The sequence below is a fragment of the Leucobacter sp. UCMA 4100 genome (assembly GCF_027853335.1).
GTDB lineage: Bacteria > Actinomycetota > Actinomycetes > Actinomycetales > Microbacteriaceae > Leucobacter_A.
In genome coordinates this window covers 1,575,827-1,589,586 of sequence record NZ_JAFEUS010000002.1, presented here as the reverse complement: position 1 = coordinate 1,589,586, position 13,760 = coordinate 1,575,827, and the positions used below count along the sequence as shown (strand labels likewise).

10 protein-coding genes are annotated in these 13,760 nt (G+C 66.7%); 7 read left to right on the top strand and 3 right to left on the bottom strand.

Features of this window, described 5'->3' with window-relative positions; translation table 11 throughout:
* Nucleotides 1–245 precede the first annotated feature (245 nt).
* On the top strand, nucleotides 246–2,087 hold the full coding sequence (locus JSO19_RS07480) for a phosphoenolpyruvate carboxykinase (GTP) (RefSeq protein WP_270910758.1): 1,842 nt from the start codon (nucleotides 246–248) through the stop codon (nucleotides 2,085–2,087).
* Nucleotides 2,088–2,114: 27 nt separating this feature from the next.
* On the opposite strand, the gene JSO19_RS07475 is transcribed toward JSO19_RS07480, so the two are convergent.
* Entirely contained in the window at nucleotides 2,115–2,852 is a 738-nt protein-coding gene (locus tag JSO19_RS07475) for a metal-dependent transcriptional regulator (RefSeq protein WP_270910757.1), read from the bottom strand.
* A gap of 348 nt (nucleotides 2,853–3,200) precedes the next feature.
* Nucleotides 3,201–4,835, bottom strand: coding sequence for a thiamine pyrophosphate-dependent enzyme (locus JSO19_RS07470; protein ID WP_270910756.1), 1,635 nt, complete (start codon nucleotides 4,833–4,835; stop codon nucleotides 3,201–3,203).
* Between the two features lie 233 nt (nucleotides 4,836–5,068).
* Here JSO19_RS07470 and JSO19_RS07465 point away from each other — a divergent pair, with 233 nt between their 5' ends.
* Nucleotides 5,069–6,298, top strand: coding sequence for a helix-turn-helix domain-containing protein (locus tag JSO19_RS07465; RefSeq protein ID WP_270910754.1), 1,230 nt, complete (start codon nucleotides 5,069–5,071; stop codon nucleotides 6,296–6,298).
* 187 nt (nucleotides 6,299–6,485) lie between these two features.
* Here JSO19_RS07465 and JSO19_RS07460 read toward each other — a convergent pair whose 3' ends face one another.
* On the bottom strand, nucleotides 6,486–7,436 hold the full coding sequence (locus tag JSO19_RS07460; RefSeq protein ID WP_270910752.1) for a C-terminal binding protein: 951 nt from the start codon (nucleotides 7,434–7,436) through the stop codon (nucleotides 6,486–6,488).
* Nucleotides 7,437–7,649: 213 nt separating this feature from the next.
* On the opposite strand from JSO19_RS07460, the gene JSO19_RS07455 reads away from it, so the two are divergent.
* From JSO19_RS07455 to JSO19_RS07435, 5 genes are all read left to right on the top strand, one after another.
* Nucleotides 7,650–8,987 (top strand): MFS transporter, encoded by a 1,338-nt coding sequence (locus JSO19_RS07455; protein ID WP_270910750.1) that lies wholly within the window; start codon nucleotides 7,650–7,652, stop codon nucleotides 8,985–8,987.
* A gap of 73 nt (nucleotides 8,988–9,060) precedes the next feature.
* On the top strand, nucleotides 9,061–10,719 hold the full coding sequence (locus JSO19_RS07450; protein ID WP_270910749.1) for an amidohydrolase: 1,659 nt from the start codon (nucleotides 9,061–9,063) through the stop codon (nucleotides 10,717–10,719).
* A 65-nt stretch (nucleotides 10,720–10,784) separates the two neighbouring features.
* Nucleotides 10,785–12,038: a M20 family metallo-hydrolase gene (locus tag JSO19_RS07445; RefSeq protein ID WP_270910748.1), complete on the top strand. Its 1,254-nt coding sequence runs from the start codon at nucleotides 10,785–10,787 to the stop codon at nucleotides 12,036–12,038.
* Between the two features lie 211 nt (nucleotides 12,039–12,249).
* Nucleotides 12,250–13,083: a siderophore-interacting protein gene (locus JSO19_RS07440; protein WP_270910747.1), complete on the top strand. Its 834-nt coding sequence runs from the start codon at nucleotides 12,250–12,252 to the stop codon at nucleotides 13,081–13,083.
* A gap of 68 nt (nucleotides 13,084–13,151) precedes the next feature.
* Nucleotides 13,152–13,724: a hypothetical protein gene (locus JSO19_RS07435; protein WP_270910745.1), complete on the top strand. Its 573-nt coding sequence runs from the start codon at nucleotides 13,152–13,154 to the stop codon at nucleotides 13,722–13,724.
* Nucleotides 13,725–13,760: the final 36 nt, after the last annotated feature.

Below are 13,760 nucleotides of genomic sequence, written 5' to 3'. Positions count from 1 at the left end.
ACGCTCACGGTTGCCTCGCGAATGTGCGCTAGGACCTCGTGTCACCCCGGCAACCACCAACATCGCGATTACTATATGTTGTGGTTGCGATGCGCCATGACCGGCACATCTAGTAATAACACCGAGTGACCCATCTTGTCTACGACACGCCGCCCTTTTCAAGTACGTTGCACCGAACAATAGTATGCTGATGTCACGAACTACCGTCAACCTCGGGTAATCCCGACGACAGGAGCGAGCAGCGCATGACCAGCACGACCACCGAAACCCTCACCGCAGCGGGGCTGCTAAACCCGGCAATTCACGCGTTTGTTGCCGATTGGGCGTGGCACACGCGATCCGCACGTATTGAGGTCGTCGGCTCCGACGACGACGGGCGGCTCATCGACGAGGCGCTCGAGGCGGGCGAACTGCTGCCAGCCGGGCCCGGGCGCTACTACGCGAGGTCGCACGAGAAAGACACCGCGCGCTCAGAGGAGCGCACCGTCGTCGCGACGAGCAACCCCGAAGACGCGGGCGTGTACAACAACTGGCAGCCCGCAGCCGAGACCCTCGAGACCCTTCGCGAGCGCATGAGCGGCGCGGCCAAGGGCAAGACGCTGTACGTCGTTCCGTACCTCATGGCCGTGCCGAGCACGAAGCTCGCCCCCTACGCTGCTGGCGTGCAACTCACCGACGACCGCACCGTCGTACTGCACATGATGCGCATGGCCCGCGTCGGCGCCGAATACCTGGGCGACGCGGTCGCCACGGGTGACACCGACTTCTTCGTGCGCGCCGTGCACATCACGGGCAACCTCGACGAGATGCAGCACGGAACCCCGGGCGACCAGCGCCTCTTCGCGACGATCGCCGACGAGCGACTCATCGTGCACTACGGCTCGGCCTACGGCGGCAACGCGATGCTCGGCAAGATCGCCCACGCACTGCGCCTCGCCTCGTACGACGGTCGGGCCTCGGGGGCGTTTCTCGCCGAACAGTTCATGCTGCTCGGCATCGTCGACACCGTGACCGGCGAGAAAACTCACGTGTGCGGCGGCTTCCCGAGCGCGTCAGGCAAGACGAACCTCGCGATGACGCTCGCGCCCGAGGCCCTCGGCGACCGCTACCGGGTCGAGTTCTACGGCGACGACATCGCGTGGATGTGGCCTGGCGACGACGGCCGGCTCTACGCCATGAACCCCGAAAACGGCGTGTTCGGCGTCGCCAAAGACACGAACGAGGCGACGAACCCCGCCGCGATGCGCTCGATCGGCCCCGACAGCGGAACCATCTTCACGAACGTCGCCTACAACGAGATCACCCAGGACGTGTGGTGGGAGGGCCTCACACCCGAGCCCCCGACCGAGCTCGCCGGGTGGATCGACTGGCGCGGCCGACCCATCGCCGAACGCCAGGCTGCCGAGAAGGCCGAGCCCTGGGCGCACCCGAACAGCCGCTTCGCGACCCCGCTCACGAACGTCGAGTCGGTCGCCGGTGACGCGGCCGACCCGGCGGGCGTTCCGGTCGACATCATCATCTTCGGCGGCCGCACCCGCGACCGCGAGCCGCTCGTTCGGGCCATCACCGACCTCGCCGAGGGCGTGTACGACGGGCTCACGCTCGGAGCCGAGGCAACGTTCGCGGCCGAGGGCGTCGACGGCCAGCTGCGCTACGACCCCATGTCAATGCGCCCGTTCCTCGCCTACCCCGAGGGCGACTACGCCGAGCACTGGCTCACCGTGCTCGGCGCGCTCGAACACCAGCCACTCTTCGCGCACGTGAACTGGTTTCAGCGCGGCCCCGCGGGCGAGTACCTCTGGCCCGGCTACCGCGAAAACCTGCGCGCTCTGCTCTGGCTCGCCGACCTCAAGGCCGGCCGCGCGACGGGCCGCGAAACCCCCGTCGGCACCGTTCCCACCCCCGACGAGCTAGGCCTCACGGGCCTGCCGATCTCGCGCAGCGAACTCGAGTCGCTGCTCACGATCGACACCCCGCGGTGGATCGAAGAAATCGCCCACCGCGAAGCCCACCTCGCCCAATTCACCGGCCTGCCGCAGCCCATTCGCGACGCGCACGCGCGGGTTGCGCGGGGGCTCGGGGCGTAGGTTCGGGTCGCTCGTCGTGGGTCGGGGCTAGAACACCTCGACCCACACCGAGTCGGTCGCCGAACGGCCGAGCGGTAGCGGAGTCTTCGCGGTATTGCTCGCGTTCGATCCGCCGGCCTCGGCCGCCTGTGAACCCGCGCCACCGCGCGCCGTCTGTTCGACGACCACCTCGACCGCGTCGGAGTACGGCGCCGCGGGCCGCGTCACGAGCACCGAGCCGTAGCCAATGCCGTGGTCGGCGAAAAACTGCAGCAGCCCCGGATCATCGTCAGCCACCCGCTCGACGCGCACCCGCTGCCCCTCGCCCACCGAGCTCAGCAGCTGCGCGTTGGGCCGATGCACCACGCCGGCCGCCGACGGAATCGGGTCGCCGTGCGGGTCACGCTCGGGGTGCCCGAGGTGCTCATCGAGGCGCTCAACCATGAAGTCAGACACCGCGTGCTCGAGCGTCTCGGCCTCGTCGTGCACCTGATCCCAGCGGTAGCCGAGCACCTCGACGAGAAACGTTTCAATGAGCCGATGCCTGCGCACCATCGCGAGCGCGTGGTTGCGACCCTCGTCGGTGAGCGTCACCGACCCGTAGCGCGCGTGATCCAGGAGCCCCTGCTCGGTCAGCTTGCGGATCGCGTCAGACGCCGTCGACAGCTTCACCCCGACGCGTGCGGCGATCGTCGAGGCGGTGACGGGCTCGTCACTCCACTCGCTGAGGCTCCACACGGCCTTGACGTAGTTCTGCGTGCTTTCTGAGAGTGCTGCTACCGACATGCGCACAGCTTACCAAACATGCAAGTTCGCCTCGGCGAACCTTGGTGTTGTGGGGTGGTCAGGGCCGGGCCAGTCGGGGCGGGGCGACCAGTTGGGGCGGGCCGGGCAACCGATCTGGGTCGGACGATCAGGCGAGCGGTCGCGTAATCCCGCGATCCGCACGATCCGCACGATCCGCACGCTGTGTGGTCAAAAAGTGTCGATTTTCGGGCTGAATTCGACACTTTTTGACCACACGATGAGGAAAAGTGACCACAGGCGAGGCCTAGGGGCGCGAGGGCCCGAACGGCAGAGCCGCGAGGAGCCAGGCGCCGACGGGGCGCGGCGCGCGGGGCACGAACAGGTGCGCTAGAAGCCCGCGCCGCTCGGCGACGGGGTCGCGGCGTCGATGACGACGTGCAGCAGGGCCGGGCCGTCGTGCGCGAGCAGCTGGGCGATGGTTTCTTCGACGCCATCGGCGCTGTCGATGCGGGCGCCGGCGCCGCCGAACGACTCCATCCACGCAACGAAGTCGGGGTTGACCATCGTGGTGCCCGAGGGACGGCCCGGGTACCAGCGCTGCTGGTGCTCAACGATCGTGGCGTATTTGCCGTTGTCGACGACCACGAAGAGGGCCTTCGAACCCTGCGCCACGAGCGTCGCGACCTCCTGGCCATTCATGAGGAAGTCGCCGTCGCCGCACACCGCGACGGCCTTGCGCTCCGGGAAGACGAGCGAGGCGGCGACAGCCGCAGGAACCGCCATGCCCATCGCACCGTTGCGCGACCCGACGAGACTGTTGGGCACGTCGTGCGTGATCTGGCGGTGGCCCCAAATGGTCGCGTTGCCCGCGCCATAGGTGAGCACGCGCTCGGCAGGCAGCTGCTTCTCGAGCTCGGCGAAGATGCGCTCGAGGTCGGCTCCGGCAGTCGGGGTCTCGCCGCCGGTGTCGGCGGCGAAGCGCTCCTGGCTCGCGCGCAGTTCGGCGACGCGGGCTGAGTCGCGCGATCCGCCGACCTCGCCAAGCTCGGCAAGGGCACGAACGAACGTCGCGGGCGTCGCCTGGATGATCTGGTCGACGCGGCCCGAGTGCTGCATCAGCTCTGAGTCGGTCGTCACGAGCACGGTCTCGGCCTCGCGGGCGATCGTGTAGCCCTCGCTCATGACGTCTGAGCGCACGGCGCCAACCCCGATGAAGAGGTCGGCCGACGAGAGCGCCTCGACGATCGAGTCGCGGCGGCCGTAGCCGGGCCAGCCAATGTAGGCCTCGTGGTTATTGGGCACGGCGTCGTAGTTGCGCCAGTCGGCGGCAACGGGAATGTGGTTGGCGAGTGCCCAGTCGGCGAGTTCGCGGCCGGTCGACCCGAAGAAGTTGTCGCCGCCGGCGAGCAGGAAGGGGCGCTCTGCGGCAAGAATGCGGGCCTTCAGCGCGGCCATGTCGTCGGCGCTCGGTGCGGGCGCCGCGATCGCGCGGGCGGCGGGAGCGGTGACCTCGGTCATCTCGCGCAGCAGGTCTTCGGGCAGGCCAACCACGACGGGGCCGGGGCGGCCCGACACCGCAACGTGCATCGCCTCGGCGACGATATCGCCAGCCTGGTCGGCGTTTTCAATCGTGAGTACGCGCTTCACGGTCGACCCGAACCAGCTGTCGATGCTGAACTCCTGGAACGACTCGCGGCGGCGGTCGGCAAACGGCACGAGGCCGATGAAGCACACGAGCGGCGTCGCGTCCTGGTACGCGCAGTGGGCCGCAATGAAGAAGTTCGCAGCGCCGGGGCCGCGGGTCACCATCGCGATGCCGGGCTTGCCGGTGAGGCGCCCCTCTGAGAGCGCCATGAAGCCAACGCCACCCTCCTGGCGGCACACGACGTTCGTGATCTCTGAGTCGTAGAGCCCGTCAAGCACGTCGAGAAAGCTTTCACCCGGAACCGAGTAAACGCGCTCGACGCCATGATTGGCGAGTGTATCGACGATTAGGTGGCCTACTGAACGCGACTGAGTCATCGGGGTTCCTCTCGAGAAGGTGACGAAATATGTGCTGCCGGGCAAAACCCTGGCCTCGCCTGGCACCGCACAGACCGGCTCAGTGCCGCGTCGCGAAGGGCCGGCCGCCAAATGATCTTGCGCCGTCTCCCGACCATCCTTTCAGGTCTTCGTGCACAATGCACGGGGCATACGCCGCCAAAAAACGTCACTATGCTGGGTATTTGCACATCATCCGCACAAGGAGGTCATGCATGAGCCACGAACCGGTCACCCCCGTCACCACCTCCGACGGTGAGCCGCTCCCGGCACCGGGCAGCACCGCCGCGCCCGCCCCGAGCGCCACCCTCTCGAGTTCTCCCCTGCCCGAAGATCGCGAACGCTGGCTCGAACTGCTCGAGATGCTCGACATCGACGAGTTGAGCGCCGACTTTGTGCAGCGCATGTCGCAGGTCGAGGAATACCAAGAGGGCAAGATCTCGAGCGCCGACCTGACGAAGGCAGCCCGCGGATCATTTCGCGGCCTCATCGGCTGCATGCGCGAAGGCAGCGAGCGCGAACTCGAGTCGGTCGCCTTCAACGTGGGCACGTCGCGAGCGCGGGCCGGGATCTCGCGCACGGCGCTCATGACCGCGATCCGCATGGATTACGCAGTGCTGTGGAACGCACTCGTCGCCGTCGCCTCGGTCGACGACGCCCAGCTGCTCCTGCGCCACGCCGACCCCGTCTGGCAGGTCGTCGACAACTATGCAAGGCAGGCGCACAACGGTTACATCGCCGAGAAAGAGATGCTCACCGACACCAGGCAGCTCGCCCAGCGGGCCCTCATTTCAGAACTCGTTGACGCGAAAGAACCCCGCCCCGAGCGGATCGCCGAGATCGCGAAGGCCCTCGAACTCCCGTTGCGCGGGCCATACGTGCTCGTCGCTGCCGCTGGTGCCGAGGCGCAGACGCTGCGCGATCACCTCACGAGCGAGTACGGGGCGCGTGCCCTCGTCACCTCGTATTACTTCGAGGGCATGCTCGTGCTGCTCATGCGCGAACGCACCTGGCTCACGAGTCAGGAACTGCAGGCGCTGCGCGGAAGCGAACTCGGCGCCCTCATTCTCATCACGGGGCTCGAAGAGATCTGGTCGGGAACGCGCCTCGCGGCCGAACTCTCGAAACTGCCTTCGTCGCATTCGGGCGGCCGGCGCAGCTTCGACGATTGGCCGCAGCTCGTGCGCGCCCGCCTCGTCGACACCCACCTCGAGCCGGTGCTCAACATCGAGGCGAAGCTCGCCGAGTGCAGCCCCGCCGAACGCGAGAGCATCGAGGAGTCGGTGCGCGTGTTTCTCGAGACCGGCAGCGTGCAAGAGGCTTCGGCCCGGCTGTTCTGCCACCGCAACACGATGACCAATCGGCTGCGGCGCTTCACCGACCTCACCGGCATTGACGTGACGGTGCCGGTCGAGGCGGCGCGCGTGGTGCTCGCCTGGGCGTGATGAGCTGAGCGGGGGCGCCGGGGCTGCCGGGCTCGGGGCTCGGGCGACGCTCGTGGGGCTGCCGGGTCGCCGCGATCCGCCGAAAACGGTTCTACTTGACGAAAAGCAGGGTATTTCGCCCGAAACACCCTGCTTTTCGTCAAGTAAACGGCAAAACGCCGCGCAACGGCCCGCGCAGCGCGCCCCCCTAGTTCACGAGCGTGTGCGGCTTCTCGCCACGAAGCACGCGGCTCACGTTGTCGGCCGGCACCATGAAGTACTCGCGCAGGGTCGCATCGCTGCGGAACGCCGAGTGCGGGGTGACGAGCACGCGCGGGTGGTGCACGAGCGGGTCGTCGGCCGCGGGTGGCTCGACCTCGAGCACGTCGAAGAAGGCGCCGCGCACCTGGCCGCTGTCGAGGGCCGCGATGAGGGCCGCCGTGTCAACGAGCTCGCCGCGAGCGACGTTCACAATGTAGGCGCCCTGCGGAAGCTTCGCGAGGTTTTCGGTGTTCAAGAAACCGCGGGTCTCATCGGTGAGCAGGGCGTGGAGGCTCAGCACCTGCGACTGCTCGAGCAGTTCGTCGAGGCTCGAGACGCGCTCGACGCCATCCTGCCAGGCGTCTTGGGGAACGAAGGGGTCGTAAGCGACGACGCGGTCGAAGAACGGCAGGGCTCGCTCGGCGACCTTGCGGGCGATGCGGCCGAGGCTGAAGAGCCCGAGGGTCATTTCGCTCGCGCGGGGAGGGAGCGGCAGCGCCGAGTAGTCCCACTCGCCACCCTCAACCTGCTCAACCGAGGCGCGGAGTTCGCGCAGCATCGTGAGCATTCCGGCGAGGGCATGGGTCGCGACCTCTTCGCTTGCAACGCTCGGCATGTTGCATACGTCGACGCCGAGTTCGCGGGCGACGGTGACGTCGATCTTGTTGAAGCCGACCGAGGTCGTGGCGATGACCTTGAGGTTTGGCAGCTGGCGAAGCGTTGCCGCGTCGAGCTCGATGAAGCTGGCTACGATGCCGTCACAGTCGGGGGTTTTCGAGACGAGCTCGGCGGGGTCGAGCGTGTCGAGCAGCGTGACCTCGTGGCCCTGGCCCTCAAGAAAGGCGATGGCTTCGTTCGGGTCGAGTGCGCCCCGGTCGGTGATGGTGATCTTTGCCATTTCGGCTCCTTTACGTTGGCGGCATAATTCTGCGTTCAACCTTGGCACACCGGCTGCTATGCATGTGCACATTGAAGGGCGACAGGTCGGCGACACTTGCCTAGTGCCGCCTGCGAAGCCCGCTGGTAACTTCTCTAGGGCAGGTCTGGTATCTGCCCGACGGCTTGGCCGTTCGAGGACGAGCGGAATCACCTATAAAAGGAGACTGAACACATGAGTTCTGTGTCACACACTTCATCGGCGGAGCGGGAAACCGCAACCGTCAATGTCATCACGCCCCGCGAAGCACGCAAGGCCGCCATCGGGGCGCTCGTTGGCAATGTGCTTGAGTGGTACGACTTCTTCCTGTTCAACACGGCAGCGGCGCTCGTGTTCAACGTGCAGTACTTCGTCTCTGACGATCCGGCGCTCGCCTCGATGGCGGCATTCGCAACGCTTGCGGTGGGCTTCATTGTGCGCCCGCTCGGCGGTCTCATCTTCGGGCGTCTCGGTGACCGCATCGGCCGCAAGGCGGTGCTCATCATCACGGTGATTGGCATCGGCGTCGCGACGGGCCTCATCGGTATTCTCCCGAACTACATGTCGATTGGCATCTGGGCCCCGATCTTCCTGCTCACCCTGCGCCTTCTGCAGGGCCTCTTCATCGGTGGCGAGTGGTCGGGTGCGATGACGCTCGCGGTTGAGAACGCGCCGCTCAAGATGCGTGCGCGCATGGCGGCCATTCCGCAGCTCGGTTCGCCCATCGCGACGCTGCTCTCATCGGGCTTCTTCTTCCTGCTCACCTACTACCTGAGCGCCGACAACTTTGACGCTTGGGGCTGGCGCATTCCCTTCCTGCTCGCGATTCCGCTGCTGCTCGTGGCGCTATGGATGCGCGCAAAGATGCAGGAGTCACCCGTGTTCCAGGAGGTTCAGGCGAGTGGCGACGGCGAGAAGGCTCCCCTCAAGGTCGTCTTCACGACCGCTTGGCGTCAGCTGCTCGTGGGTGTCTTTGCCGTCATTCTCGGCACCGCCGGCTTCTACATCGTGACGACCTTCGTCATGAACTACGGCACCCGCGTGCTCGGCATGGAGCGCAACATGATTCTTGCGGCAACCCTCATCGGCTCGGTCTTCCAGCTGCTCTCGGTGCTGCACGCAGGCCGCCTCGGCCAGAAGTACGGTGCAACCAAGGTCATCATGGGCGCCGGCATTCTCACCGCGCTCGTCGCATTCCCGTGCTTCCTGCTCATTCAGACCACGAACTTCGTGCTCGTCACGATCGGCATCGTCGTCTCGGTCTCGCTGCTCACCTACTCGTTTGCTGCGGCGGGCCCCGTGCTCACGGGCCTCTTCCCCTCGAACGTGCGTCTCTCGGGCGTCGCGGTCGGCTTCAACGGCGCCAACGTGCTCGCGGGCCTCACCCCACTCATCGCGACGGCCCTCGTGACCGCGAGTGGTGACGAGTGGTGGCCGGCAGCCACGATGCTCGTGGTCTTCGCGGTGCTCAGCGTGATCGGCGCGAAGCTCGCCCCGAAGTACAGCCAGCAGTACGCCGACTACAAGCACTAACCCCCAAGCGATGTGGCCCGGAGTCGTTCCGGGCCACACGCGCACCCAGGACCCGACACCCGAAAGGAGCACCGTGCAACTCGACCTCATCATTCACGCCAGTGACATTGTCACGCTCGACCCGAACCGGCCGCGTGCCAACCGTGTCGGTGTGCTTCACGGCCGCATTGTCGGCTTTGACGAAGAACTCGACGGCCTCTCCGCCCGCCGCGAAGAGCAGTTGGGCGACGCGGTCGTCACCCCCGGGCTCATCGACGCGCACTGCCACACCTCGTGGTGGGGGCTCAGCCTCGACTCGGTCGATCTCAGCACCGTTCGCTCGCTAGCCGAACTCTACGAAAAACTCGATGACGCGGCACAGGCGTTGCACGTGAAACACGGGGCGTGGATCCACGCTACCGGTTTCAATCAGGCACTCACGGGCGGCCAATTTCCGAGCATCGAACGCCTCGACGCGATCACGGGCGACCACCCCCTCTACATCAGGCACACCTCTGGCCACGCGGCCATCACAAACACCGCCACGCTGAACCTCATCGGCGCGCTCGATGAGGGCTTTGAAAACCCGGTGGGCGGCGCGGTCGTGCGAGGCGCAGACGGCACCCCGACCGGGCTCATCGAAGAGTCGGCGCAGGGGCTCGTCCAGGCGTTGCTGCTGCCCTACTCAACCGAGCGTCTCGTCGAGGCGATCGACGAAGCCACCAAGCGCTACGCCGCCCAGGGCATCACCTCGTTTTGCGAGGCGGGCATTGCGGGCGGGTGGATCGGCCACAGCCCCATCGAGGTCAGCGTCTACCAGGCGGCTGCCGCGAGCGGGCGCCTTCACGCTCGGGCCCAGCTCATGCCAACGCTCGACGGGTTGCAGCCGCTCACGGCGCACGCCGCCGACTTTCACGACGAAGGCTCGGGGCTCGGGGCGAGTCTCGGGGTCACGTTTGGCTTTGGCACCGACATGGTGCGGCTCGGCCACACCAAAGTGTTTCTCGACGGCTCCCTGCTTGGCGCGACCGCCGCGGTGACCGAAGACTACTGCGGGCATCCGCACAACACCGGCTACCTGCTCGACGAGCCGGGCACCTACCGCGAACGCGCCCTCGCTGCCTACCGGGCCGGCTGGCCGCTCGCACTGCACGCCATCGGCGACGAGGCGATCGATCTCGCGCTCGACCTCATTGGCGAGGCGCAGGAGCGGTACGGCACCCTCGCCGCGCCCTGCCGCATCGAGCACTTTGGTATCGCCAGACCCGAGCAACTCACCCGTGCTGCGGCGCTCGGCGTCGCGGTCACCCCGCAGGCGGGCTTCATCGGCCCGATCGGCGATCAGATGGCCGAGCGCGTCGGGCCATCACGCGAGGGTTGGCTGTATCGCGGCCGCTCGGTGATCGACGCGGGCATTCTGCTTGCCGGATCCTCCGACCTGCCCGTCGCCGACAATAACCTGCGGCGCGGCATGCAGAGCGCCATCGACCGACTCACTTCTAGCGGCAAGGTGCTCGGCGAGGCCGAGGGCATCACGCCGATCGAGGCGCTGCGCTGCTACACCGAGTGGGCAGCGATCGCGTCGGGTCAGGGGGCCGACCGAGGAACGCTCGAGGCCGGCAAGCTCGCCGACTTCACCGCGTTCTCGGCATCGCCCCTCACCGCCGCGAACATGAACGACCTCGAGATCGTCGCAACCTTCGTTGGGGGTGCGGCGACCTTCGACTCGCGAACCGCTGCTGGGCCTGGCTAACGCTGCGCTACCCGCGCAACTCCCCACCCCCGCACCCTTTATCTTCTTCTGCGAAAGGAACCATCATGCAGACCAACGACCAGGCTTTTCTCGATGATTGGGCCGTTCACGCCACCTTCGGGGCGGTCGAAGGCACCGACGGCGTCGACCGACAGGCGGCGAGCGCACCAGACGGCGAGCAGCGCAAGTGGTTTGCCGAGCTGCTCACCTCGCACGGCTTCACCGTTCACCGCGACGCAATCGGCAACCAGTTCGGCCTGCTCGAGCTCGTGCCGGGCGCACCGTACGTACTCACCGGATCACACATGGACTCGCAGCCGACCGCTGGCCGCTTCGACGGCGCCTACGGCGTCATGGCCTCGGCCTACGCCTGCTTTCGCGTTGCCGAGGAGCTTCGTGCGGCGCCCGAAAAGGCCACGTTCAACCTCGCCGTCGTCAACTGGTTCAACGAAGAGGGCTCGCGTTTCAAGCCCTCGATGATGGGCAGCTCGGTATTCACCGACAAGCTCGCCCTCGAAGAAGCGCTCGCGACCACCGACCCCCGCGGCACCACGGTGCGTGAGGCGCTCGACGCGATCGACGAGCGCGGCGATTTCGAGGGGCTTCCCGTTGCCTCGTACGCCGAGATTCACGTTCAGCAGGGCCGCAGCATGGAAGAGGAGGGCGTGACGATCGGTCTCGTCAACGCGACCTGGGCAGCCCACAAGTTCGAGTTTCGGGTGCGCGGCGAGCAGGCCCACAGCGGATCGACCCTCATGAGCGATCGTCGCGACGCACTGCTCGGCGCCGCTCGCCTCATCGTCGCCGCGCGTGAGCTGGTCGACGGGTTCGACGACGGCGCGCTGCACACCGCCTGCGGTGAGATCAGCGTGTACCCGAACTCTCCGGTAGTTGTCGCGAGCGAGGTGCACCTGCTCGTTGACCTCAGGTCGCCGAGCAACGAGGTCATTCGAGAGGCCTACGAGCGCATGATGCGGGTCGTCGAGCGCGTTCAGGTTGACGATCGCGTCGAGATCGACATCGTCGCTGAGCACTCGTGGGAGCAGAACCCCTACCCCGAGAATGGCGTTGAGCTGGCGCGTGAGGTCGCCGTCGAACTCGGCCTCACCCACGACCGGGTCATGACCGTCGCGGGCCACGATTCAACGAACATGAAAGACGAGGTACCCACGGTCATGCTCTTCGTGCCGAGCGTGAACGGTGTCTCTCACAACCTGCAGGAATTCACGAAAGATGAAGACCTGATTGCGGGCCTGAACCACCTCACCGGTGTGGTTCGCCGCCTCGCTGCCGGAGCGCTTGTGAGCACGAGCGCCTGACGGCGAGCGGGTGGGCCTCGGGTTACTCACCTGGTACCAAACTCGAGGCACTCCCCCAGGAGCGCGGGTCGCGTGATGCGACCCGCGCTTTGTCGTTTCATGCACTCTGCGACAACCTTGGCGCACAGCCGAACCCAAGGTCGTCAGTTAGGCTTACCTAAGTAGTCCAGGTGCACGCAGCACCACACGTATATCGAGCGAAAGGCCCCTCGTGACGACACCCGCCCAGCAAAGCCCACGACCCAAGCGAACCCAGATCGTGCTCGAGGTTATTGAACGCATTCAGTTGTCGCCGCGCATGGTGCGCATCGTTGCGGGCGGCGCAGGCATGGCCGAGGTCGAGAACAACGGCTTCACCGACGCCTACACGAAGATGCTCTTCGCCCACCCCGACACCGACGTGACCCCGCCCTACGACCTCGAGGCGCTGCGCGAGAAGCTCGGCCCCGAGCTCATGCCCTCGCGCCGAACCTACTCGATTCGCCGCTTTGACCTCGACAATGGACAGCTGTGGATCGACTTCGTCGCGCACGGCACCGAGGGCATTGCTGGCCCCTGGGCCGGCAGCGCGAAGCCGGGTGACGCGGTCGTGCTCGGCGGCATCGGCGGCGGGTACCGCCCTGACGAAACCGCCGATTGGCACTTGCTCGCGGGCGACGACGCCGCGCTTCCGGCCATTGCCTCGGCACTCGAGGCCATGCCCGCCAACGCCAATGGTGTTGCCCTCATCGAGGTCGACGGCCCGGCCGATCACCTCGAGCTGAGCGCTCCCGAGGGCATCACCGTCGAGTGGCTGCACCGCGATGGCCAGGAAGCCGGGACGACCACCCTGCTCGCTGACGCCGTTCGTGCGACCGAGTGGCGCGAGGGTCGCGTGCAGGTCTTTGCGCACGGCGAGCGCGGTGCGATGAAGGCGCTACGCCCCTACTTCACCGAGGAGCGCGGCCTCGAGCGCGCCCAGCTCTCGCTGTCGGCCTACTGGGCTCACGGCCGCAAGGAAGACACGTTCCAGGCCGAGAAGCGCGAGCCGATCGGCCAGATCTAGCAGCTTCATCGCCCGGGGTGCCTCACGTTTTCTCACTGGGGCGCCCCGGGGCATGGCAGACTGACATCATGAACGCACTCGAGCAGTACATTGCAGATCGCCTCACCGCGGGAGCGAGCGGAGCCGCCATCGAGGGCGAGCTCCTCGCGGCCGGCTGGAGCGTCGCGGTTGTGCAGCCGGTCATTCACGCACAGCTTGCCCGCGCGCGGCAGTTGGCGCCGAGGCCGGCACCGGCCGCGCAGGCAACCGTGCCTGGCGAGCCGCGCAACGGTGAGCCACTGCTCATCACGAGCCTCGTGCTCTTGGTCGCTGCGATGGTACCCTTCATCATCATGTTCTTCGTGCCGTTTTGGCAGTCGGCCACGGTCGAGGCCGCAACTGCTGCGGTGGGCGAGATGGCGATCATGATGCTCTTCCTGTTGCCCGTCTCGATTGCGCTGTGGATCGCCGCATTCGTGTGCTTCCTGGTCGCGAAGTCTGGCGGGCGCATGTCTCGCAAGAGCCTCTCGATCTGGTCGATCATCATGCTCTTCGTCTCACCCGTGGTGACGGCGACGTTCTTTACCCTCGCCATTCTCTTCGCAACGATCGTTGGCGTCATGTGTGGCACGACGGTCTCGCCAGGCTGCGGCATTCTGTAGGGTCCTGCGCCGCCTCAAGGCGAGCGGCCAGAGCGA

What these genes read in the sequence shown, in the direction of transcription:
- JSO19_RS07460 (WP_270910752.1), bottom strand. Translation starts at nt 7,436, where the DNA reads ATGGCAAAGATCACCATCACCGACCGGGGCGCACTCGACCCGAACGAA.
- JSO19_RS07455 (WP_270910750.1), top strand. Translation starts at nt 7,650, where the DNA reads ATGAGTTCTGTGTCACACACTTCATCGGCGGAGCGGGAAACCGCAACC.
- JSO19_RS07480 (WP_270910758.1), top strand. Translation starts at nt 246, where the DNA reads ATGACCAGCACGACCACCGAAACCCTCACCGCAGCGGGGCTGCTAAAC.
- JSO19_RS07445 (WP_270910748.1), top strand. Translation starts at nt 10,785, where the DNA reads ATGCAGACCAACGACCAGGCTTTTCTCGATGATTGGGCCGTTCACGCC.
- JSO19_RS07475 (WP_270910757.1), bottom strand. Translation starts at nt 2,852, where the DNA reads ATGTCGGTAGCAGCACTCTCAGAAAGCACGCAGAACTACGTCAAGGCC.
- JSO19_RS07465 (WP_270910754.1), top strand. Translation starts at nt 5,069, where the DNA reads ATGAGCCACGAACCGGTCACCCCCGTCACCACCTCCGACGGTGAGCCG.
- JSO19_RS07435 (WP_270910745.1), top strand. Translation starts at nt 13,152, where the DNA reads ATGAACGCACTCGAGCAGTACATTGCAGATCGCCTCACCGCGGGAGCG.
- JSO19_RS07470 (WP_270910756.1), bottom strand. Translation starts at nt 4,835, where the DNA reads ATGACTCAGTCGCGTTCAGTAGGCCACCTAATCGTCGATACACTCGCC.